The organism is Bacillus sp. FSL K6-0073, assembly GCF_038006085.1.
GTDB lineage: Bacteria > Bacillota > Bacilli > Bacillales > Bacillaceae_G > Bacillus_A > Bacillus_A cereus.
The window spans coordinates 1,784,035-1,806,861 of the sequence record NZ_JBBOUN010000001.1 but is presented as its reverse complement, the minus strand read 5'-3'; the positions used below and the strand labels follow the sequence as shown (position 1 = coordinate 1,806,861).

Below are 22,827 nucleotides of genomic sequence, written 5' to 3'. Positions count from 1 at the left end.
AGGCTCTAGTCAGTAACTAGAACCTCTTTTTCATTTAATTTCTTGCCCCTTTTCGAGACCATATCACAACAGGAATAAGTAATAACGCTAACACGCCTCCAGCCAATGACAATGCCGCATAACTTGAATTCGCTACTACCATACCTGACATCGCTCCACCAGAAGCTCCAGCTAGCGCAATAAAAACATCTATTTTTCCTTGTGTTTTAGCACGTGTAGACGGTGTTGTGGAATCAACGATTTGTGCTGTACCACTAATCAATCCGAGGTTCCATCCTAGCCCAAGTAAAGACAGAGCAACGATTAATAGTAATAAAGAATCACTTGGCGCTATCGCAGCTATGACACCCGCTGCAAGTAAAATCACTCCACCAGCTATGCTCATTGTAGTTCGGCCAATTTTATCAATTAACATTCCTGTAACGAGAGATGGAAGATACATTGCACCTACATGAAAACCTATCACAAGTCCTACTGCACTTAAACCGTGACCGTGGTGTCCCATATGAACTGGCGTCATCGTCATAATCGCAACCATCACGATTTGCGTAAGTATCATTACGATTGCTCCAACTGTAATACCTCGTTTATTTTCTTTCACTTCTTCTGTTATTGGTTGCCCTTTATATGTATGTTCCTGTTTATATCTTTCTATTATGTTAGCAATAATTAACGGATCTGGACGAAGCATAACAAAAAGAACTAGACCCGCCAGTATAAATGCTGCTGCCGATAGTATGAACGGACCTGCAAGTTTAGGAACTCCAATTGAATGCGCAAAACTACCCATTACTCCTACTAAATTTGGTCCTGCAACTGCACCGAAAGTCGTCATTACCATCGTAATACTAACAGCCGTTGCTCTCTGCTTCTTATCTGCTAAATCTGTACCTGCATAACGAGCTTGTAGATTCGTGGCTGTACCGGCACCATATATGAGTAAAGAAATAAGTAAAAGAATAATGCTATTCGTTAAAGCTGCCATTACAACACCAATTGCTCCAAATCCACCTACTATAAACCCTGTTGCAAGACCTATCCGGCGTCCATATCGTTGCGAAAGCTTCCCTACTATGAAAGCTGCTAATGCTGATCCCAATGTAAACATAGCAGTTGGTAATCCTGCAAATGCATCTGTTCCAAGCATTTGCTGCGCAAGAAGTGCTCCCACTGTAATACCAGCAGCTAGTCCTGCACCGCCAAACATTTGTGAAATGCTGACGATTATTAACGTTCGTTTGTATAGTTGTTGTTGCTCTTCGTCTGTGTACACATGATTATCTATTAAAGCCCCTGCCTTATCTAGCAATTCCCCATCCTCCTTTTAAAATTAATCCCTCTTGTTAATGTACTATGTATAACGTTACATATTCAATGGCATTTTCCATTCATCCCTTTCATTCTAAAAAACTTTCTAATCATACTCGACTTATCCCATGCTATATTAAAAATACTACTATTCACAATATGCAAGGAGAAAACAATGAAAAAACAGGCTAATAGCAGCCTGTTTGCCTTTACACTTCTTCTACTATCCTTCCCCTTCTCTTTTTACTCAAAGCTCTTCCTTCCCAAAACAACAAACTTACGAAAGCACAAATTAAAATAATTGGCACACTTGCTTTATATAAATCTGTAAAACTCATTGCCATCTGATTCTTGGCATAATGATTCACATCATTCGAGAATGTGAGTACCTCTTTCTTTATACTTTCCTCTTGTTTTTCAACTTCTTTTGTTACTTGCCTCATAACTTCTTCTCTTTTTACATCCCTATATTCTACTGGAACTTTTCTTAATATTTCATCCGTCTTGTCGCGAATCAATTCTTCCTTTTTCTCTTTACTTAATCCCATTGTCATTGTATTTTGTTTCTTATTTATATTCGACTCTAAACTTTGATTCTCTATTTTTTCTTTAGTCATTTGTAAAATTTCAGTTTGCTCAGTACTATTCACATGAATATTCCGCACCTTTTCTTCTGCATAACGATATACTTTTTCTTTATTTACATTTAAATTATGAGTTAAGTTAGAGACAAATATTGCGACCGCCAATACAATTCCAACCTGTCGTAACATTGATACAACACTTTGAGAAGCAGTTAATAATTCTCCTTCAAACGAAGACGCACTTAAAACTGTAATTGGCCCCACTACTAAGCCATATCCGACACCTAATATCATACATGGAATAATAATTTCTATATTTGTTGAATGAACATCAATCATTTGCAACCAATAGTAGGAAAGCCCCATAACAAGAAATCCTGACAAAATAATAGTTACTTTTCCGAGTTTTTTAATTAAAGTTGCTGCAACTGGTGAGACAAAAAATATCATTGCTGAAATAGGTGTCACTAAAAAAGCCGCTTCAATTTCCGTTCGACCTTGTAGTTTCGTCAAGAACGTTGGAAGCAATACAGTAACTCCAATTAAAAATAAATTACTTAATATAACAACGATCGACGCTCCGACAAACATTCGATCTTGAAATAACTTTAAATTCACCATTGGGTTATGAATCTTTCGTTCTACTAAAATAAATAGAATAAGAGAAATAGTGCTAATTGCATAACAAGACAAAGCAATATTACTTTGCCATCCCCATGTATTACCTTTTACTAATATGAGAGTAAATGAAAAAATTGCTGTGCTACTTAATAGTAGTCCTATCCAATCTATTTTTGAGATAATACGTTCTTCATTTTTTATTTGTAGCATGATGCAACATAACACGATTCCTATTATACAAACCGGAACATTAACGAAGAACACCCATCTCCATCCTAAATTTTGCGTAATAATTCCACCTATTACTGGCCCCATAGCAGCTGACAATCCTTGTGTTACTCCTAAAATTGCAAGTGCAACATGCCTTTTAGCTAACGGCATAGCTGATACACCAATTACCATACTTGTTGGAAATAAAATTGCTGCCCCAATACTTTGTATAAAACGAGAAAAAATAAGAAAATCACCTGTATTAGCAAAAGCGCAAAGTACCGATCCACCACCAAAAATCACCAGACCAAGAATATACATCTTTGCTTTTCCAAAGATATCAGCTATCCGCCCTAACGGAATGGCAAGTACTGCAATCGTCATTGTATAAACATTTAATACCCAAGACATCTTTTCTAATGAAGTATTTACACTCGATTGTATTGCCGGTAAAGCTATATTCATAATTGTCGTATCAATCATACAAAGAAAGATACCTAGACACATTAAAAAGACAATCTTAATACCCTTTGATTGCTCCATCTTTATATACCCCTTTATTTATTGTGAATGCGTTTTTCATTCTTCTGTTTTATTGTTTTCTTTCGCCTCTAACTCTTCTAATTTTTTCTTCAAAGTCTCCACTTGTGCACTATACGATGCAATACCTACATCTAGTGAAATTTCTTCGACGAAAGTAATACCTACTCTCCACTTTTCATATTTCAATCGAAGATCTGCAATGTACGCTTCTTTTCTTTCAATTTCATCTTTAATCCATTTTTTTATTGTTACATCATCACTATAGTTGCCAAAATACATTCTCATTAAAAAATCCGAACGTAAAACATCCTTCTCTACAGGCGTCTGCATGTATTGATAAAATTCTTCACGCCCCTCATCTGTAATAAAGTACATTTTCTTATTCGGTTTTCCCTCTTGCATGACAACCTCTTTTTTTATTTTCCCTTCATTCTCCAATTGCCGTAACGTTGGATAAATCATTCCAAAACTTCCATCAAAAAAATGAGTAAATACGTCTTCAAACACAATTTTAATATCGTAACCAGACAATTCCTTTTCCATTAATAAACCTAAAACAACATCTCTTCCCTTCAAAGTAAAACCCCCACATAGTATATAATCAATAATCATATTAACAATATTAATATGATTATTGATTATATACCTTATTCTGTTAATTGTAAAATATTTCTAAATAAAAAAGCCCCATAATTTGGTTTCACCAATTCACAGGGCCATTTTCTTATTTACTCTTTCACACCTACATCTTGCAAACCTTCAATATCCTCTTTCATTTCATAATAATAAGAAGGAAATTCTATACCATGTTCTAAGAAATAATCCTCAATGAATGAAATAATGATTTTTAACGTTTTCACACGAGCATACAATTTATCGTTACTTTCAATAATATGCCACTTTGCATTTGGCTTACTTGTTTTTTCAAACATGTCTTCCATTACTTCAACATACTCATCCCATTTTTCACGATTACGCCAATCTTCGTCTGTAATTTTCCATCTTTTCAAAGGATTTTTCTCTCTATCTTTAAATCTCTTTAACTGTTCCTCTTTACTTATATGGTAGAAGAACTTCCCTATTATGTAATGGTCATCTGTTAGTAGTTTTTCAAAATCATTAATCTCATCATATGCTCTCATCCACTCTTCCTTTGTAGCAAATCCTTCAACACGCTCAACTAACACACGACCGTACCATGAGCGATCAAAAATGGTGATTTGCCCGTACTGTGGAATTTTGCGCCAGAAACGTTGCAAATAATGGTAACGTTTTTCATGAGGTGCAGGCGCTCCAATTGGATTTACTTGGAACCCACGCGGGTCAAGGTGTTCCGTCACCCGCTTAATTGCCCCACCTTTACCAGCCGCATCCCATCCTTCCATAACAAGCATAACCGCGATTTTTTCTTCTTTCAAAATTTGCTGTAATGCTAATAAGCGCCTTTGATATTTTTCTAATTTCTTATTGTACTTAGATTTTGATTCAATTTTTTTCGTTAAGTCTACTTTAGCAAGATGTCCATTTTCCATAAAACAAATCCCCCTTGTTGTATGACAATGTTATTTTAACATATTTTTGGTAATTTTTTCATATCCTAAAAAACTGTGTAGAAACACCTCTACACAGCTTCCTTCTCTAATTTCACATATACAAGCACATTTAACTACATTAAAATAAATAATTTATACTGAACTCTTAGTATATTCTTTTTATTAAAACGTAAAAATAGCCCTTTTAAAAAGGGCAGCAATCTAAGTATAGAAAAAAATTTATTCTTTTTTACTACATACGTAATTATGCCGGCTATAAGAGTAGTGAATAAGATATTGATCCACTACTCACAATAGCCTCTTTACATTATATGGTATATTTACTCGTAAAAAGAAGATAATAACAAGTAAATCCATTAAAGAATGGGAGCACTCAAAAAATGAAACGAAAAATATTAACTCTCTTTACACTTTTATGCTTAGCACTACCAATACAAGCTAGTGCTTACACATTTCAGTCACTACCGATTGCATCAAAGTCTAAACAATGGTATGTCGAAATCGATAAATCTCATAACTCAAACAAGCAAGCAATCCAGCCAAAGCAAGGTGTATTTGATACGTATAGTTTACTCGTAAAAAACATCGGTCATGATGTATCAAACGTATCTGTGGAAATACTTGATAACAACCCTACCTCTAAAGCTACCTTTAAACCTACTACACCTAATGGAAACATTTCTAAAAGTCATACAAGCTTTGACTACATGGTATTCCCATTAGACTTTAATAGTCATAATTTTAAAGTTGTAATCACTTGGGAAGAAAAGAATTTCTCTTACAATGGCCATCCGGTAAATGAAGGTAAAAAAATGAAACAAACATTTGTATTTAATGAAGACTAAGTCCTAATTTCTTTAGGGCTTAGTCTTCTTTTTTGAAACCTGCTTGTATCGCTTCCGTCACTTCTTTTGTGATTTCTAATTTTGTTGTGCCAAATATGTACGGACAGTTTTTCATTACAAAGGTGTTTTATTAATACTAGTTGATTATATGCTAAGTTATTTTCTATATAGGTCTAGCCCTCTTTTCCCATATAATTAATTAAATCGATGAATACTCGGTACAGACAATGCTATTCCAATTGTTAAAATTACTAAACTAGCTAGTGTTATAATAGTTATTTCGCCACCTATGACAGTAGCTAACCAGCCTACAACTACATACCCTAATGGCAATAAAGCAAAAGAACCCAACATATCAAGGCTTGCCACTCTTCCGAATGCTTCTTCTGGTACAAGCTCCTGTAAACTCGTTTCCCAAATGAGTCCAAATATCATCATGCCAAATCCTTCAATTGCCATTAAGAATATTAAAGCGGGTGCCCAAGAAATGAATGGCATAATTAATAAAGCAATGCCACTCATTAAAACACCTCCATAAGCCAGTAATCCTCTCTTATGCCACCGCTCTTTCCCACCAAATATTAATGCGGCAATTACAGCCCCACCACCAGAAAAGGCCATGCCAAGTCCATACACGTAAGCTTCAAAATGATGATGAACATTAAATAACCATGGAATTAATACGACGATAATGCCGGCATAACAAATATTTATAAAAGAAAAAACTAAAATTGTAATCCACAGCCACGGATGACTTTTTAAAACTAAAACACCTTCCATAAACTCTTGTTTGTAAGTAAGCTTACTCTTTTCAATGGGCTTTACTTTTTTAAACTTAATTTCTTTTAAAAATAATAAACATAAAAATGATAATAAGTACGTTGCTGCATCTAGTCCGAAACCTATCCCTGCAGATGCAACCGATACGATTAACCCACCAAGTGCTGGCCCAATTAATCGTATACCTTGATTACTCATTTGAGTGAGTGCGTTAGCTGCATTACGAATTTCAGGGACGAATACTTTTGCCCTTACAGCAGAATATGCTGGTTGGAATATCCCTTCCATAAGTCCATATATGGCAACGAGAATATATAAAATCGTAATTGTTAATAAATCCATAAATATAAGCGATGCAAGTAATAGCATTACTATACAGCGGATTATATCCGTAAATAACATTAATTTAACCCGATCAATTCGGTCTACAACTAAACCTGCAAATGGTAAAGCAAGAATATTAGGTAGCATGTACATTACCATCGTCATCCCCATTACAACTGTTGAACCAGTTAATGAATACACAACAACTGGAAGTATGACCATAGTTATCGAACTACCTAAGGCCGAGAGTAATTGTCCAATCCATAAAAACTTAAAGTGCGTTGATACTTTAACTGGTAATAATAATTTTCCAATATAACCTAAACTTTTCTCCTTTTGTATTTCCCCTTGCATGTCTCTCCCCTCTTTTCAAATGACTATAGAATACATAATATATGACTGAAAATTTATGATATTATATTTCTAATTATATAAGAAACCATTATGTTATGGTAAAATTATCAAAAAAATATAAAGGAGAATGCATCATTATGCCTCCAAATTCACATAATATCGAACACCAAATCTATACAATGTGTATGATCCAGCGCAACAATGAAGTTTTACTCGTAAAACGACCCAATCATCGAGGTTTCCCTGGCTACATAGCTCCTGGCGGCAAAGTAGATTTTCCCGAAAGTATCGTTCAAGCCGCTATAAGGGAAGTAAAAGAAGAAACCGGATTACTTGTTTCGGATTTAAATTTTAAGGGATTAGATGAATATGTAAATCCGAAAGGGAATGTTCGGTACATGGTATTTAACTACTGGACAGACTCATTTGAAGGTGAACTTCTTTTAAACCCACCTGAGGGCAAATTATTATGGATACCAATCGATACAGCACTAAAGCTTCCTATGCAAGATTGGTTTAAAGAAAGATTCCCATTATTTTTTGAAAAAGGCACCTTTGAAATTCAACGTGTTTGGGATAATGAGCTAGATAAACAAGTTGCTATAACAATTACACATACGTAAAAAAGCTTGGAATCTCTCCAAGCTTTTCTTACTTCTCCTCTACTTTCTTAATCTTATAATCAATTTCTAAAAACTTAACTCCAAATATCCACATTCTATGATTAGCTTCTAGTATGTGATCCGTGCGCTCTTTTATAATAAAAGTCTCTGCTAACGGTAAACGGATTGTCAAGAACCGAGTATGTAAATAAATCCCCTCATCTCCCTGACCATTTTCTCTTAACTTACTAGTAATAATTAAATCATGACTATCATTATATAGTTTCAAAATACCAGTCATATTCGAATAAGGTAAAGGTAAGGCGATATTCATATATGTCTCATTCTTATTTGTATGCTTTGAATAAAGAGCTACAAAAATAGATTCACCTGCTTCATTTTTTCTTAGCCAAGCCCTTACATTCTCTCTTCCATCTTTCTCATCTATGACACTAATGATAGAGCCATGCATCGTTTCCCAATTGCCGCCCATTCCTAAATGTATTTGTTCTACACGCTTACTCATTTTCTCATAGCAAAGTGCGAACGGACGGAACCAACGAGCCCATTTAATATTCGATTGCAATTCATACTCTGCTGTATTTTCATAAAAATGAATAATACTTAAAGGAACCTTCGTCACATCAAATGCCTCACTATGAAAGTCATTTACTTTATCAACTAAACCGTTGTATTCCTTACTGTCTACTAAATTGCTGCTATATAAATAAGCCTCACCAATTGCCACATTTCCTCTTAACTTACTCATTGGTTTCCCATAGTATTTATAATTCGGAACACTCTTTTCAATCACCCAGCCGATAAATGCCGGTAACGCTACTCCAATTCCATTGACAACACCATGAATCCAAACCATTTGAGCAATTGTAATCGTCAAGACATGCTTCAAATTTCCGTATGAATATATGAGTGAGAACATAATTGTAACCATGAGTGTACTAGACGAAACGATTAGAAGAATCTTTGCACTGATAGCATTAAATTTTGCTCTCCAAACGTAAAATCCATACCCATAAATTGCACATAAATATAGGAACACTGCAAAAAATTCAAATATTCTTGAGTATGTAATTCCTATTGCAACTGTCATAGGTGAAATCATGATGATAAACATAATAGCATCATACACTTTACTTCTCTTTTCTCTTTTTCTCCCTATTAAACCAGCTGATAATGGCAATAGAAACGCCGAATAATGAAAATGTGCAGCTGTGAGTAAAACAATGTCAGAGCTAAAATGCATAATTGAAAGTTTTGCTACTGAAGCAGAAAACCAAAAACCACCTAAAAACAAATAAATAAACGCACTATCTATGGCGATTTCTTCTAACGGCTTCCATCCTCTTTCTAGCAATCTACTTACACCAAATAATGCAACAATTCCTGTATATACAAACCAAACTAGCGCAAATAAATAGTGATTTGTGACGAAAGCTAGCATTGCGCAAATTGCTGCGATTGGATATAAAAATGATACGGATTTATAAAATAATAATTGCGATCCATCTCTTGTTCTTTTATCAATAATACAAAATGACATTGGTATAAATAATAAAACAGATAATAATATAATTGCTTCAACAGGATTTATATTCGATCACTCACATATTAGAAAAACAACATAGCAAGCAAGCCCAAATATTATATTTTTCATATCGTTTATTCCCTTTCCCCAAATGTTCCCTTATATGAAAAAAGTGAACCAATTAACGGGTTTCGTACTTGTACATGAATTCGAAAACACTGAAGTGTTTCATCATAACTTTCAACAATTTTTGCCTCACCATACAAAAATTTTGGTAACGGCATTTTTCTTCCAAACATATAAAACCATTGTTTCTTTGAAGAAATATGCATTGCCCCTAACTCATCGATATGAAAATGCAGTGTAGAAACGAGTAAATGTGGTTCACCAAAATAATCTACAATTTCATTTTCGTTTTCATCCAATTGCATAACTGCATTAAAATATCTTTTCTTATTATGAAAATAAAAAGTACGGTTCCACCTTACTAATTCTTGTCCATATTCATCTCGCTCAGCTATGTTTTGTATCGTAAATGGAATTTCCTCTCCTCGTTCCGAGAAAAACATTCGAAACTTCGATGCAATTTTCAATATAAATTTCACGAAAAAAGAGCCACCGTAAATTTCATCCATCTTTCCTTCCCCTGTAAAACTATTCTCTTCTGTAATCGCATAACGCTTCTGCAATTCAGGATGAAGATTTTTATAGGTATCCCCTAATAATCGTTCATACATATTAGCCATATACTTATCCCTTTCTCGCCCTCTTGCAATTTTTCGCGCTTGGTAAATCGAAACTATTTATATAACCGACAATTGATAACCCCATTAAAAGAACATTTAATGTAATCGGATTAAACGGTCCTGTAAAGCTTGCGATATTCGTAAATCCTGCCGCTAACGTTAAAACTAGTAATACAATAATATGCAGTATAAATAATTTTCGTTTTGTTAGTGGCAACAGCCATACGACACCGAAAATTATTTCTAACCCCCCAATTATTTTAAGTATACATACACTACTTTCATTTGAACCGATTAATAAAGAAAGCATCTTTACTTCTTCTGAATGAGTAAACAGTAGTTTTGGCACTATCCCTTGATATATCCATACAAAAGCAAATAAAGAACATACGAGCCAATACGTCATTGTTCTTCTAATTAGTAACCTAGGATGAAGCCCCTTTTCTAACCATAATTTTAAGGCATCAAAACTCCAAGCAGTCGCCCAACCTAATAACGGACGAAAAATATAGGAATCTATCACATTTCCTATACGACCAAATCTTGTATCATAATCATATTGTGTCTCAAAATGGATGTATTCTTTATTGGGCGTATACTTCCAATAACCACGTCCTATTTGAATAAGAGATAATGTATTATCCGTCCAAAATTTTAAAGAAGAAATTCTTTCACCAGTTTCTTTTCTTATTTCACCTATTGATTCCCCTTCTCCAACTATTTCAAGCCCAAATCCAATCTTTGTTTTATACAAAAACTTCTGTGGTTCTCCTTCTTTTTTCTCTAAATACGAAATTTCAGTAAAGCGAGCATCCCACTCTGTATGTATATCTGGTTCTTGCGTATATTCCCATAATTTTTCCATCGTCGTGTTCATTTTTGTCGCAACATAAATAGACTGTTTCCTTTTCATTCTCCCCACCTCCTATGCACTATAAGTTTAATGTACATGCAATGAATTTATTTTGCTACATTTTTCACAAACTTCCTCAAAAAAGAAAGAATTTTTAAAATATATATAAAACACTTGATTCCCCGAAAAATTTAAATTATTATAAAACAAATGTTACCAACAACTTCATAAATCAAACACTCTCGCCTAAAACGTGAGATAGAGGTTGCGATACTTATGAGTATTCTAATGGAGACACAGAGATGTCTATGAACTTAGATGAAAGGAAGTATTGCCGAAATTGATAAATTTCTCTGCATTTATCAATTGGGGCTGTTTTCGAATAGAAACAGAACTGTCATATGTACAGACGTGTACGTATGAAGAGCTATCTACAAAAAAGAGATATCATTTTTTTATGATATTCCTTTTTTGGCGGTTTTTTTATTAGCTCCGTTTTCTGTTTCCCTTTTCCTGTAACAGCACCATCCTCACTTATTTGAGATGGTGTTTTTTGTTTGTCTTTCTGGTAACTACAGGAGTATTGGGATTTATATATTTCCTAATCTATTCTTAAAAATAGACGAAAGAAGGAATTTGTAATGGAAACAATTGTTCAAAAATTTGGTGGCACTTCTGTCGGAAGCGTCGAACGCATTCAACATGTAGCAAATTTAATTATTGAAGAATATGAACGAGGTCATAGCATTGTCTCTGTCGTTTCAGCAATGGGAAAAAGCACAGATGAACTTGTCGCACTCGCTAACGCTATCACAGAAAATCCAAGTAAACGTGAAATGGATATGCTTCTATCTACAGGAGAACAAGTAACTATTTCATTATTAACAATGGCACTGCAAGCAAAAGGCTATCATGCAATTTCATTAACAGGGTGGCAAGCAGGTATTACGACAGAATCTGTACATAGTAGTGCACGGATTACTGACATTCATACAGATCGTATTCAATCTTATCTTGCTGAAGGCACGATTGTTATCGTAGCTGGTTTCCAAGGTATAAGTGTAGAAAATGAAATTACCACGCTTGGCCGTGGTGGTTCTGATACAACTGCTGTCGCACTAGCCGCTGCACTTAAAGCAAAAAAATGTGATATTTATACGGATGTGACAGGTGTATATACGACGGACCCACGAGTTGTAAAAGATGCTTACAAATTAGACGAAATTTCTTATGACGAAATGTTAGAGCTTGCTAATCTCGGTGCCGGCGTATTACACCCGCGCGCTGTTGAGTTTGCTAAAAATCATAACGTAGTTTTAGAAGTTCGCTCAAGTATGGAACAAGAAAACGGAACAATTGTAAAAGGAGAATGTAACATGGAACAACAATCAATCGTTAAAGGTATTGCATTTGAAGATAATATTACACGCGTTACAATGAAAGGATTAGAACAAGGTGCACTCTCAACAGTTTTCTCTACATTAGCAGCAGCACACATTAATGTAGATATCATCATTCAAAGTATTACAAATGAAGGAACTGTACACCTCTCCTTCTCCATTCATTCGAATGATTTAAGAGAAACTTTAGAAGTTTTGGAACAAAATCAAGAAACTCTTCACTATGAATCTGTAGAACATGAAAATCACTTAGCAAAAGTATCAATCGTAGGATCTGGCATGGTATCTAACCCAGGTGTCGCTGCAAATATGTTCACTACTTTAAAAGAAGAAGATATTCATATTAAAATGGTAAGTACATCAGAAATTAAAGTGTCTGTCGTTATTGACCGCCTTCATTTAGTAACAGGCGTTGAGGCGCTGCATCAATCATTTATGGCGAAAATTGAGCCTTTCGTGCAAATGAGCTAATCTGATATATTTAGTAATACTAAAAAAATCTGATTAATGTATTACATTCCTATTAAATAAAAAGCTGTTCGTTAACACGATGCTATATGACATATTAAAAAACACCTTGTCACATTTTCCTATACTGTGACAAGGTGTTTTTGACTGAAAGGAATTTGTAACTACTTAGTAGTATAATTACGGGGATAATTAAATAATAGACTTTTATACATAAGGAGATAAGACTATGGCAAAAAACAAATTACTACGAATGGACAATGTCAGCATCGTTGTAGAATCCCTTGATAACGCAATCTCTTTCTTTGAGGAGATTGGCTTGAATCTCGAAGGTCGAGCCAATGTCGAAGGTGAATGGGCTGGTCGCGTAACTGGACTCGGTTCTCAGTGCGTAGAGATCGCTATGATGGCCACTCCAGATGGCCACAGCCGAATTGAACTTTCGCGATTTCTCACCCCTCCTACTATAGCAGATCACCGAACAGCTCCTGTAAACGCCCTCGGTTATCTACGCGTCATGTTCACCGTTGAAGACATTGACGAAATGGTATCGAGACTCACTAAGCATGGTGCAGAGCTCGTTGGCGAAGTAGTTCAGTACGAGAACTCGTATCGTCTCTGCTACATTCGTGGAGTCGAAGGAATTTTAATCGGTTTAGCGGAAGAACTCGGTAATAAATAAGTAATGTTTTATAAAAAAAGAGGGAATAGCTCTATATTTAAGCTATTCCCTCACTTCTATTAAAACAGATGAATGTTTTCTTTTTTACAAGCTGCACGTAAATCGTCAGGCCATACAGAAGATTGAACTTCACCGATATGAGCTTTACGTAAGAAGTACATGCACATTCTTGATTGTCCAATGCCACCGCCGATTGTTAATGGTAGTACGTCTTCTAGTATACCTTTATGGAAATCATACTCACGTTTGAAGTCTTCACCAGTTTTCGTTAACTGCTCATCAAGTGATTTACTATCAACACGAATTCCCATTGATGATAATTCAAATGAAGATTGTAGTACTGGGTGCCAGAATAAAATGTCACCGTTTAATTTCCAATCGTCATAATCAGCTGCGCGTCCGTCGTGCTTTTCACCTGAACGAAGTGCATCACCAATTCCGATAATGAAGACTGCACCATGTTCTTTCGCAATTGCATGTTCACGATCTTTCGGTGTTAATTCTGGATATTTATCTTCTAATTCTTGAGAAGTAACGAAAACAATTTCTTCCGGTAAATACTTTCCAAGGAACGGATATTTTTCAAATAAGTGATCTTCTAAATCTTTGAATATTCCATAAATTGTTTGTACTGTTTTTTGTAAGTAATCGACAGTACGCCATTCTTTTTGAACGATTTTTTCCCAATCCCATTGGTCAACGTAAATGGAATGCGTTGCATCAAGTTCTTCATCACGACGAATCGCGTTCATGTTTGTATATAAACCTTCACCAGCTTCATATCCATATTCATGTAATGCAAATCGTTTCCATTTCGCTAGTGAATGAACAATTTCTAATTCTTCTCCTGAATGTAACATATCAAATTCAATTGGACGTTCTACACCGTTTAGGTGATCGTTTAATCCTGATTTTTTCGTTACGAATAATGGTGCAGATACGCGGAATAGTTCAAGGCGTTTTGCTAATTGGTCCTCGAAAAATGTTTTAACTTCCTTAATTGCAATTTGAGTCTCTCTTACTGTCATTAATGATTGATACATGGTGGTTTCCTCCTAAAATGTTTGGATGTTGTGAAAAGAAGCCAACAAAAAAAGCCCTTCTTTCCCAAAAAACTGGGACGAAAGGCTTTGGTTCCGCGGTACCACCCAAATTAGCAACAGAGGTTGCTCACTTATACAATACGGAGATGAAATATCTCGATACTGTTCTTCTTGTAACGGCGAAGTTCCCGGCTAAGTCTACTTTCCTATAAAGGATTTCGGTTAGCAACTCCAGGAGGTTCTTCATAATAGGCTTCGTATCAGGCTCACACCACCCCTGACTCGCTTAAACTACGTCCTACTACTACTCGTCCTTTCATAGTCGTTTTGTTGTCACATCTCTGAAACATTTTATTAATGATTATTCTATACAAAAAATAAAGAAAGTCAACAAAAAGTTTTAAAATATTTTTCAATTCTTTATTTTACGGCTTTATTGATTGTTGTTAATTTAACATCTTTACTTTTTCTGCCTCGTCAATCCAAAAAATGTTTCACTGACCGAAACTAACGTATACACAATAATTAATGTGATCGTTCGGAATATAGAATCCGCAGTATTTCTTATTATTTTCATTTTCTTTATAATTCCTTTCAGTTTACTTCCAATTTCATGATATACTATAGCATTCAAGCAGTTTATTTTTACTTAAAGCAATCATAGTCATTTATAAAGAGTATTTTCTAAATCATTGACTATTATCAAATAAGATTTTTATATAACGGAGTGATCATATGAGTAAAACGAAAGCAAAACCGAAAAAAGGTGTAGGACAAGGTACAGGAAGTAAAGGATGGAACCGTTGGCAATCAAGTGCAAAGAAAAAGGCAGCTGCCAAACCATACAAAAGTAAAGGTACAAAGAAGTAATTTAAATAACATTTGATTTCTTTACTTTGTACAAAACAAAATATAATTATTACAACAAAAAAGCTATGCCCTCATAAATTTGAAGGCATAGCTTTTTTATATTAAATCATTAAAATATCTCGAATTTCTTCCTCTGTGATTGAGGACAATTTCCCTTCTCCCGGCTCAATCACTTCAGCAATTAAATTTTTCTTACTTTCTTGCAGTTCATGCATTTTCTCCTCAATTGTTCCGTGGGCTACTAGCTTTATAACTTGCACTGTATTTTTTTGTCCCATTCGATACGCTCTATCGGCCGCTTGTTGTTCAACAGCTGGATTCCACCATAAATCGTATAATATTACTGTATCTGCACCAGTTAAATTAAGTCCGGTACCACCAGCTTTTAAAGAAATGAGAAATAGATCTCCTTCTCCTTCGTTAAACCGATCGCACAGCTCTACACGTTCCTGCGCTGGTGTACTCCCGTCTAAATAAAAGTATGGAATTGCTTGTCGATTTAACTCACGACCAATAATGGAAAGCATCTTCGTAAATTGAGAAAAAATTAATATTCTCTTCCCTGTACTTCTACATTCCTCTAAAATCTCTAACAGTTGTTCAAATTTAGCTGAACTTCCTTTGTAATCATCAACAAATAAAGCAGGATGACAACAAATTTGTCGCAATCTCGTTAAACCAGCTAAAATTCTAATTTTATTTTTACGTAACGTATCTTTGTCTAAATGCTTTAACGTTTCTTCCCTTAGCTTCGCTAAATAAGCAGCATAGAGACTCTTTTGATCGGGTAATAACTCCGATGATTGTAAGTGCTCTATTTTCTCTGGCAACTCATTTAATACGTCCCCTTTTAATCGTCTTAATACGAATGGTTTCACTCGCTTCGCTATATCTTCACGCCTTAAATCACCGAACTCTTTTCTTCCTGGTAATAATTCTGGGAAGACGACATGGAAGATAGACCATAGCTCTTCTAATGAATTTTCTACAGGTGTACCCGTTAGCCCAAAACGGTATTCAGCTTGAATTGTTTTCACAGCTCTTGCCGTTTGCGTTGTAGGGTTTTTAAACGCCTGCGCTTCATCAAGGAATAGTGTATGAAATGGTCTTGCATACAATCTTATATCTCTTCTCAGTAATGGATATGACGTAATTACGACATCAAATTCCGTTATATCTTCCAAAATTTTCCGGCGCTCTGCTTGGTTTCCATCTGCAATAACTGCTCTAATATGCGGGGCGAATTTTTTCAATTCACTAAACCAATTATAAACAAGAGATGATGGTGAAACGACTAATATAGGTAGTTTCTTTTCTCGAATCTCAGGCAAAACAGAATCTATAAAAGCAATGCTTTGCAACGTTTTTCCAAGTCCCATATCATCTGCTAAAATACCGCCAAAACGGTAATGAGCAAGTGTTTTCATCCATTCGAACCCATATACTTGATACTTTCTCATTTCTGCATTTAAAGTATTTGGCACAGCAAACTTTAATTTTTTCGGGTTTTGAATGTTTTCTACTAACTCTTGAACAGAATCATCTAAACTTAAAACATTGCCTTCATGAAGTCCGTTCATCCATTTTACACTCCGAATAAGTGGAACATTTACCTCTTCTCCATGTAAAAATTCTTTCCGAATACCTGATTCTTTTATAAACTGATTAATTTCATTAAACTCTTTACTCTCTAGCGATAAAAACGAACCATTCGCCAATCGATAATATTTACGTTTCTCTTCAAGGGCCGCTAATACACCTTTAATTTCTGCTTCTGGTATTCCTTTTATATCAAAACGAAATGACAACCAATCAATTCTTTCTTTTCTTCTCACTCTAATAAGAGGAACTGCATCCCCTTTACTAATTCGCAATTTGATTGCTGTCGTCGCATAAATATCAACTAAACCTTTTAATGTTGGCACGACGTGATATAAAAAATTATACTCAGCTTCTTCATTATGCATAAAGTAACCGCCTTCTGTTTTTGCAAAAGCACTTTCACTCATAATGTCTAAAATCTCTTTTTCCTTTTTCTCATCACGATTAAAAACAGACGGCTGTCCATCCTCTTCTAGCGGATTAATCATGACGTTCCCATAGTGAAATTCAAGACCTGCTAATAAGCGATTTTTCACGCGGTCTAAATACAATTTCGCTTTTAGCGAAGGTGTTTCAACACGATCCGATATTACTTCATCAATGTGTACAGTTCCGAGCTTCATTAATCCTGGTACAACTTTCGCGACGAAATGTTCCATCTTACTTTCCGGAATATAAAACTGATTACTATTTGAGCGACTCATCATCTTTTGTAATTCAATAAGTCGCATACAATCTTCAATGTGTAAGTGATATAATTTCCCATCGTAAAGTGCATTGTTATACATATCCATAACTTGTACACAATTTAAACCATCTATATGAAGTGTAAATCCGCCATTATTTCCTTTCGTAAATTCAAAGTGTAACGGCAACAACCCTTTTGAAACTTGTAATCCCTGAAACAGTTGTTCATTTTGTTTCAGCTGTACATATTCAACTTTAGAAAGCGAAAAGAGCATATCTTTCCATGAAGCTGGTGGTATAAATATCATACTTTCATCTTGTTTCGCATGTACTTCTAGCGTATCTTCATACATTTTTTCGTTATGATACATTTTAATGAGCTGCTGAATAATTGCATCCGTTTCTTGTTTAAAACTATGTATATCTGGTGTATATGTAAATTCATTTGAACAATGAAAAGACTCTCTTTTCTCCACCTTAGAAAGAAATTCTCTAATATGATTTATGACATACACTTTGGCAAGTTTCAATTGAATTCCAAGAAGAGCCCCACCACTTCTCGTAGCAACTGGTGTACATATAAACTCAATATCTAATATTTCACGTGTATCAAAACGGTGTTGTTTACTTTTTGGCCTCAGTGGCTTATCTGCAAACAGCTGAAACATACCACTTGTCAATTGATCATTTCTGTTACTAGTGGAGCTCATTCCACCTGTTTGTTGATTATAGTTTATTTGTATTAATACTGCTGCAACATGTTGACAGTACGTTTGAAAAGACGCTAATGAAGGACAACTACATTTTGCAACAACATCACCCTTTTTGGCTTTTGCTACTGTAACATGGAAATCCTCGTTCCCTTTTACTGTCGCCTCACAAATTTCTTTATTTTCATCGTACTGATCTATTATCACTTTATTTGATTTATAATAGGCTTCACCTCTTTTATATGAGGTCTCTCCGCACACTTCTTTAATAATCGATTTATTCAATGTGAAACTCATTGCTTTGACACTTCCTTAATATAAAACCATTTTCTCTTACTTAACATTTTACATGCTCCACGAGAAAATATAAAATGTTGATTTAACAAAAGAAGATGCTTATTTATAAGCATCTTCTTCACTCTATCTCCATCAACCTCTTCGCCTCAAAATACAACACTTGAATAAACTTTTTCGTATTAATTCGCGTATGACCAGAAGATGCGAGTTCATCTTTCGTCATTTCTGTCATCCGTTTTCTAACTACGGTAAAATCGAAAAATTTTGGAGCATAGCTTTCAAATTTTGGATTTGAAAAGTCTGTTAATCCTAAAGAAGCCAAATGATTTAACGACTGATAAATAGCTCGACGTACTCTTTGTTCAGAAGCTTTTTTCTCTTTATCAATATCCGCCTCTAAAGCTAAATCCCCTAATTTTCTTATCGTAATATGATGGAAAATTTCTTTTAACGCAGGAAAGCCAAACTCAAATGTCTGTGCCTTTTCTTGACCATATAAATATTCCAGCATACTAAGTAAATCTTTACTTCCATTCTCTCCCGCAATACCGAGTTCTGATAGTAAAAAGCGCCCTAAATCCCCTATCTTTTTTCCTTCTTGCACTGGTTCAGTACGCAATTGCGGTTTTTCCCACTGAAACACGTTATTCAATGATTTTTGAATATCGTGTATAGAACGCTCCAATCTAATACGCTCCATCACTTTGCGTACAACAGATACAACTTCGATTTTATTTAATGGTTTTGTAATATAATATTCTACACCAAGTGTATATGCCTCACCTATAAGCTGCTTCGATTCCACTTGAGAAATCATAATGATTTTCCCCGTGAAAGTTGACGCAATGTGACGAACTGTTTCAATTCCGTCCCTCATCGGCATCAACAAATCAATAAATAAAATATCTACTTTTTTAAAATTTAGTTGATCCGCCTCAATAAAAGCTCCGTCATCCGCCTCACCAATTACTTCTCCAAGATCTCCATCTTCAATAATTTGCGAAAGCATCGAACGGAAAACTTCATCATCGTCTACGATATAATAAAACAAATCTATTCCCCTTCCCGCTTTAAACTACCCTCTGGTAAACAAACGATAAACTTACATCCTCTTTTATTTTCTCGGCCTTCTAATCTCACTTCTCCGCCTAGCTCTGTTACCATTTCATTTATGTAAGAAAGCCCAATACCAGTTGACGGTGTTCCCGTTTGATCATACTTGGAAGTAAACCCTGGCTTAAATACTAATTTCTTATACTTTTGTGCAATACCAGGTCCATCGTCAATTACTTCAAAAAATATATGTTGATCTCTTTTATATAGCTTAATAATAACGACACCTTTATCTTCAATTGCTTCAACTGCATTTGCAGCGAGGTTATTAAAAATTGATAGAACTGTATACACGTGGTATGCAGCATGCTCACCTTCTATATGTTTAGAAAAACGTATATCCTTTTCTAGCATTTCAGCATACTTCTCGTTTATTCTAACAATCATTTCTGCTAACTCATGTCCTTCTACATATTCAGCCACATTTTTATCTAATAACAGTTTAGATAATCCTGCAAATATCCTTTGATTATCCTTTTTTATTTCATGCACTTCCCCCGCTATTTTCAATGCTGTTTTACTACTTGAATCAGCGCTTACTTGTAAATTTCGATATAGTTGATATGCTTCTTGTGTAATTAACTCCGCATTTTGTAACGTCTTTTTCAAATGAACAGATTCCACATATAAATTAGAAAGATGCATTAACATATTTTCATTTTCTTTTCGAACTTGCGATTCTTTTAATTTCGTTTCATATAAATTCATCATATTTAAAAAACCAAGTGCAAAGAAACTACGAAAAATAGCAATAATGATGAGTTTATTTACTTCAGAAATCGTTATTGTTGTACCTAGTACTAACATATGATAAAACGCAAGTTCTGACATACTTGCAACAATTTCAATTGAAATTCCAAGGCATCCAATAATGATTGGTTTCTGATGGAACTTATTTACCCTGCAAAGCGAAAAAAAACTGCCATAAATAAAATAATAGAAGAACACAGGATAACGCAAATAAAATGATTCTGTCATATGAAATGAACCTTGCATGATCCAGTCAAGACATACTCGGAATAAGACTACAGATATACCAACAAGAATACCTGCAACTCCTGCTGGTACTCTTCTTAAAAATAATAATAAAAAGAAGAATAGCGGTGTACCGAAGCTAACTCGAAACGTATCATTAAAGGGATGAAAGTTCAGCTCCCCAGCAATCGGAACAACGACCATTAATATAATTAAAAGGGACATATCTTTCTTCCATAATTGATTCCAATTCAAAGGTGACACTTCCTATACTTTTTTTCAGTAGTAAAAGCGAAAGCCCGCTTATTGTTATAAACGGGCTTTTTTTCTATATTCTAACCTTTTCTACCGCTTTTATTTGGCGATACTCTGGCTTCCACATTGCTTCTTTCACTGCCATCTTGATATCGTTATCACTTAAGTTCACTCTTGCAACACCTTCTGCAACTGCAACTTTAGCTACTTCAATTGCAACCATTTCTGAGATATTACGTAATTCTTCGACCTCTGGTAAAATAGGTGCTCCTGGCTGACTTGTATCTACCATACTTGCAACTGCTTCAGCAGCTGCTGCGAACATTCCATCCGTCATGACACTTGCTCGTACTACAATTGTTCCAAGACCAAGACCTGGGAAAATAAGTGCATTATTTGATTGTCCAATCACATACGTTACACCGTTATATGTAACTGGTTCAAATGGACTTCCTGTTGCAACTAACGCTCTTCCTTCTGTCCACTCGATTAAATCTGCTGGTTTTGCTTCAGCAAGTGGCGTCGGATTCGACATTGGTAAAATAATTGGTCTTTCTACGTGAGAAGCCATTTCTTTAATAATCTCTTCTTTAAATGCACCTGCAACAGTAGATGTACCAATTAAAATTGTCGGTTTTACATGTTTCACAACTTCAGCAAGTCCGATCACATCATTTTGCTTCCACCCACTTACTTCTGCTTCTTTTCTTGCGTACGGAATTTGGAAATCAAGAAGATCTTCCATATTATCTGTAACTAACCCGTTACGATCAATACACCAGAAACGCTTATATGATTCTTCTTCAGATACGCCTACGCGGACCATCGCATCTCTAACTTGATCTGCGATACCGATTCCAGCCGTACCAGCACCAAATACAACAACGCGGTGTTCACTTAGCGGTACACCAGAAGCTTTCACTGCCGATAATACTGCCGCAAGTGAAACTGCACCTGTACCTTGAATATCATCATTAAACGTACAAACATCATGACGATATTTATCTAAAATTTTTCGTGCATTACGAGAGCTAAAGTCTTCCCAATGTAAAAGTGCTTTCGGGAATTGTTTGTTTACCGCTTGTACAAACGTATCAATAAATTCATCGTAAGCTTCACCTGTTATACGAGGGTGACGATTTCCAATATAAAATGGATTGTTTAATAGCTCCTCACGGTTTGTACCTACATCTAAAATTACCGGTAATACACGACTAGGATCGATTCCAACTGCAGCAGTGTAAACAGCTAATTTTCCGATTGCGATGTTAATACCACCAACGCCCCAGTCACCAATTCCTAATATGCCTTCTCCATCTGTTACAACGACTAAATCAATGTTCTCAGCTGTTGCACCGATATTCGTGAATGCTTCTTCGATACCTGATGGATCGTTAATTGATAAATAAACACCACGTGGTTTACGATATTCATGACTATATCTTTGAATTGCTACACCGACAGTTGGTGTATATACAATCGGTAACATTTCACGTAAATGATCTGTTAATATACGATAAAATAATACTTCATTTCGATCATGTAACGCAGTTAAGTATACATTCTTTAATAAATCATCCGGTTGAGAACTAAATTGTTCGTATGCTCGGCGTGCCTGTTCTTCTAACGTTAAAACCGCTGGCGGTAATAACCCTTTTAAACCTAACTCTTCTCTTTCATTTTGTGTGAAAGCTACCCCTTTATTTAAAAGTGGTGTTGATAATACTTCTGCTCCTCTTAATGTTGTTTCTAATGCACCATTAGAAGCTACTGTAAACTTGCTCATAACATCCCTACCTCTATTCATATATAGCATTTCTATATTGTAAACAAAAAAGAGGGGATTGTCCCCCTCT

17 protein-coding genes, 1 pseudogene, 1 riboswitch and 1 other annotated feature are annotated in these 22,827 nt (G+C 35.2%); of the genes and pseudogenes, 5 read left to right on the top strand and 13 right to left on the bottom strand.

Translation table 11 applies throughout. From position 1 onward, the window contains the following. Positions 1-34: 34 nt before the first annotated feature. From MHB52_RS09530 to MHB52_RS09515, 4 genes are all read right to left on the bottom strand, one after another. The gene (locus tag MHB52_RS09530) at positions 35-1,309 is read right to left on the bottom strand and encodes an MFS transporter (RefSeq protein WP_061664454.1); all 1,275 of its coding nucleotides are present in this window, start codon (positions 1,307-1,309) and stop codon (positions 35-37) included. Between the two features lie 208 nt (positions 1,310-1,517). Further along, the gene (locus MHB52_RS09525; protein WP_061664455.1) at positions 1,518-3,266 is read right to left on the bottom strand and encodes an MDR family MFS transporter; all 1,749 of its coding nucleotides are present in this window, start codon (positions 3,264-3,266) and stop codon (positions 1,518-1,520) included. 36 nt (positions 3,267-3,302) lie between these two features. After that, a complete protein-coding gene (locus MHB52_RS09520) occupies positions 3,303-3,842 on the bottom strand; it encodes a PadR family transcriptional regulator (protein ID WP_000678333.1) in 540 nt (179 codons plus the stop codon). Positions 3,843-3,994: 152 nt separating this feature from the next. Beyond that, entirely contained in the window at positions 3,995-4,798 is an 804-nt protein-coding gene (locus MHB52_RS09515; protein WP_000427322.1) for a polyphosphate kinase 2 family protein, read from the bottom strand. 401 nt (positions 4,799-5,199) lie between these two features. Here MHB52_RS09515 and MHB52_RS09510 point away from each other — a divergent pair, with 401 nt between their 5' ends. Further along, the gene (locus tag MHB52_RS09510) at positions 5,200-5,664 is read left to right on the top strand and encodes a hypothetical protein (protein WP_016117566.1); all 465 of its coding nucleotides are present in this window, start codon (positions 5,200-5,202) and stop codon (positions 5,662-5,664) included. Positions 5,665-5,859: 195 nt separating this feature from the next. Here MHB52_RS09510 and MHB52_RS09505 read toward each other — a convergent pair whose 3' ends face one another. Then, positions 5,860-7,122, bottom strand: coding sequence for an MFS transporter (locus MHB52_RS09505; RefSeq protein WP_061664456.1), 1,263 nt, complete (start codon positions 7,120-7,122; stop codon positions 5,860-5,862). 137 nt (positions 7,123-7,259) lie between these two features. On the opposite strand from MHB52_RS09505, the gene MHB52_RS09500 reads away from it, so the two are divergent. Beyond that, positions 7,260-7,745, top strand: coding sequence for an 8-oxo-dGTP diphosphatase (locus MHB52_RS09500; protein WP_001134949.1), 486 nt, complete (start codon positions 7,260-7,262; stop codon positions 7,743-7,745). Between the two features lie 28 nt (positions 7,746-7,773). Here MHB52_RS09500 and MHB52_RS09495 read toward each other — a convergent pair. The 3 genes and pseudogenes from MHB52_RS09495 to MHB52_RS09485 all read right to left on the bottom strand — a co-directional run bounded on the left by MHB52_RS09495 (position 7,774) and on the right by MHB52_RS09485 (position 10,929). Beyond that, positions 7,774-9,399, bottom strand: a pseudogene (locus MHB52_RS09495) (YndJ family protein). A gap of 5 nt (positions 9,400-9,404) precedes the next feature. Further along, entirely contained in the window at positions 9,405-10,016 is a 612-nt protein-coding gene (locus MHB52_RS09490; RefSeq protein WP_061664457.1) for a DUF4166 domain-containing protein, read from the bottom strand. Between the two features lie 4 nt (positions 10,017-10,020). Next, complete coding sequence (locus tag MHB52_RS09485) at positions 10,021-10,929, bottom strand: DoxX-like family protein (protein ID WP_016117562.1); 909 nt, start codon at positions 10,927-10,929, stop codon at positions 10,021-10,023. A 191-nt stretch (positions 10,930-11,120) separates the two neighbouring features. Next, positions 11,121-11,307: riboswitch (Lysine riboswitch) on the top strand. A gap of 203 nt (positions 11,308-11,510) precedes the next feature. On the opposite strand from MHB52_RS09485, the gene MHB52_RS09480 reads away from it, so the two are divergent. Beyond that, complete coding sequence (locus MHB52_RS09480; protein WP_061664458.1) at positions 11,511-12,740, top strand: aspartate kinase; 1,230 nt, start codon at positions 11,511-11,513, stop codon at positions 12,738-12,740. Positions 12,741-12,966: 226 nt separating this feature from the next. Further along, complete coding sequence (locus MHB52_RS09475; protein WP_001107256.1) at positions 12,967-13,419, top strand: VOC family protein; 453 nt, start codon at positions 12,967-12,969, stop codon at positions 13,417-13,419. Between the two features lie 59 nt (positions 13,420-13,478). On the opposite strand, the gene asnA is transcribed toward MHB52_RS09475, so the two are convergent. Continuing rightward, positions 13,479-14,462: an aspartate--ammonia ligase gene (gene asnA / locus MHB52_RS09470; RefSeq protein WP_000284914.1), complete on the bottom strand. Its 984-nt coding sequence runs from the start codon at positions 14,460-14,462 to the stop codon at positions 13,479-13,481. 70 nt (positions 14,463-14,532) lie between these two features. Then, positions 14,533-14,791 (bottom strand) — a binding site (T-box leader). 406 nt (positions 14,792-15,197) lie between these two features. Here asnA and MHB52_RS09465 point away from each other — a divergent pair. After that, positions 15,198-15,332 (top strand): DUF3934 domain-containing protein, encoded by a 135-nt coding sequence (locus tag MHB52_RS09465; protein WP_000047588.1) that lies wholly within the window; start codon positions 15,198-15,200, stop codon positions 15,330-15,332. A gap of 101 nt (positions 15,333-15,433) precedes the next feature. Here the strand turns inward: MHB52_RS09465 and MHB52_RS09460 are convergent, their stop codons facing one another. From MHB52_RS09460 to malS, 4 genes are all read right to left on the bottom strand, one after another. Beyond that, complete coding sequence (locus MHB52_RS09460; protein ID WP_061664459.1) at positions 15,434-18,628, bottom strand: DEAD/DEAH box helicase; 3,195 nt, start codon at positions 18,626-18,628, stop codon at positions 15,434-15,436. Between the two features lie 118 nt (positions 18,629-18,746). Continuing rightward, the gene (locus MHB52_RS09455; RefSeq protein ID WP_000500302.1) at positions 18,747-19,679 is read right to left on the bottom strand and encodes a response regulator; all 933 of its coding nucleotides are present in this window, start codon (positions 19,677-19,679) and stop codon (positions 18,747-18,749) included. A 2-nt stretch (positions 19,680-19,681) separates the two neighbouring features. Next, positions 19,682-20,980 carry a sensor histidine kinase gene (locus MHB52_RS09450; protein ID WP_002195356.1) on the bottom strand — a complete coding sequence of 433 codons (1,299 nt, stop codon included), beginning with the start codon at positions 20,978-20,980 and terminating at the stop codon, positions 19,682-19,684. 64 nt (positions 20,981-21,044) lie between these two features. Beyond that, complete coding sequence (malS, locus tag MHB52_RS09445) at positions 21,045-22,757, bottom strand: oxaloacetate-decarboxylating malate dehydrogenase (protein WP_061664460.1); 1,713 nt, start codon at positions 22,755-22,757, stop codon at positions 21,045-21,047. Positions 22,758-22,827: the final 70 nt, after the last annotated feature.

Bases quoted from the DNA above. Each gene is read 5' to 3' on its own strand.
- MHB52_RS09505 (WP_061664456.1), bottom strand. From the start codon at position 7,122: ATGCAAGGGGAAATACAAAAGGAGAAAAGTTTAGGTTATATTGGAAAA.
- MHB52_RS09480 (WP_061664458.1), top strand. From the start codon at position 11,511: ATGGAAACAATTGTTCAAAAATTTGGTGGCACTTCTGTCGGAAGCGTC.
- MHB52_RS09525 (WP_061664455.1), bottom strand. From the start codon at position 3,266: ATGGAGCAATCAAAGGGTATTAAGATTGTCTTTTTAATGTGTCTAGGT.
- MHB52_RS09490 (WP_061664457.1), bottom strand. From the start codon at position 10,016: ATGGCTAATATGTATGAACGATTATTAGGGGATACCTATAAAAATCTT.
- MHB52_RS09465 (WP_000047588.1), top strand. From the start codon at position 15,198: ATGAGTAAAACGAAAGCAAAACCGAAAAAAGGTGTAGGACAAGGTACA.
- MHB52_RS09475 (WP_001107256.1), top strand. From the start codon at position 12,967: ATGGCAAAAAACAAATTACTACGAATGGACAATGTCAGCATCGTTGTA.
- MHB52_RS09500 (WP_001134949.1), top strand. From the start codon at position 7,260: ATGCCTCCAAATTCACATAATATCGAACACCAAATCTATACAATGTGT.
- MHB52_RS09515 (WP_000427322.1), bottom strand. From the start codon at position 4,798: ATGGAAAATGGACATCTTGCTAAAGTAGACTTAACGAAAAAAATTGAA.
- malS (WP_061664460.1), bottom strand. From the start codon at position 22,757: ATGAGCAAGTTTACAGTAGCTTCTAATGGTGCATTAGAAACAACATTA.
- MHB52_RS09510 (WP_016117566.1), top strand. From the start codon at position 5,200: ATGAAACGAAAAATATTAACTCTCTTTACACTTTTATGCTTAGCACTA.
- MHB52_RS09485 (WP_016117562.1), bottom strand. From the start codon at position 10,929: ATGAAAAGGAAACAGTCTATTTATGTTGCGACAAAAATGAACACGACG.
- MHB52_RS09460 (WP_061664459.1), bottom strand. From the start codon at position 18,628: ATGAGTTTCACATTGAATAAATCGATTATTAAAGAAGTGTGCGGAGAG.
- asnA (WP_000284914.1), bottom strand. From the start codon at position 14,462: ATGTATCAATCATTAATGACAGTAAGAGAGACTCAAATTGCAATTAAG.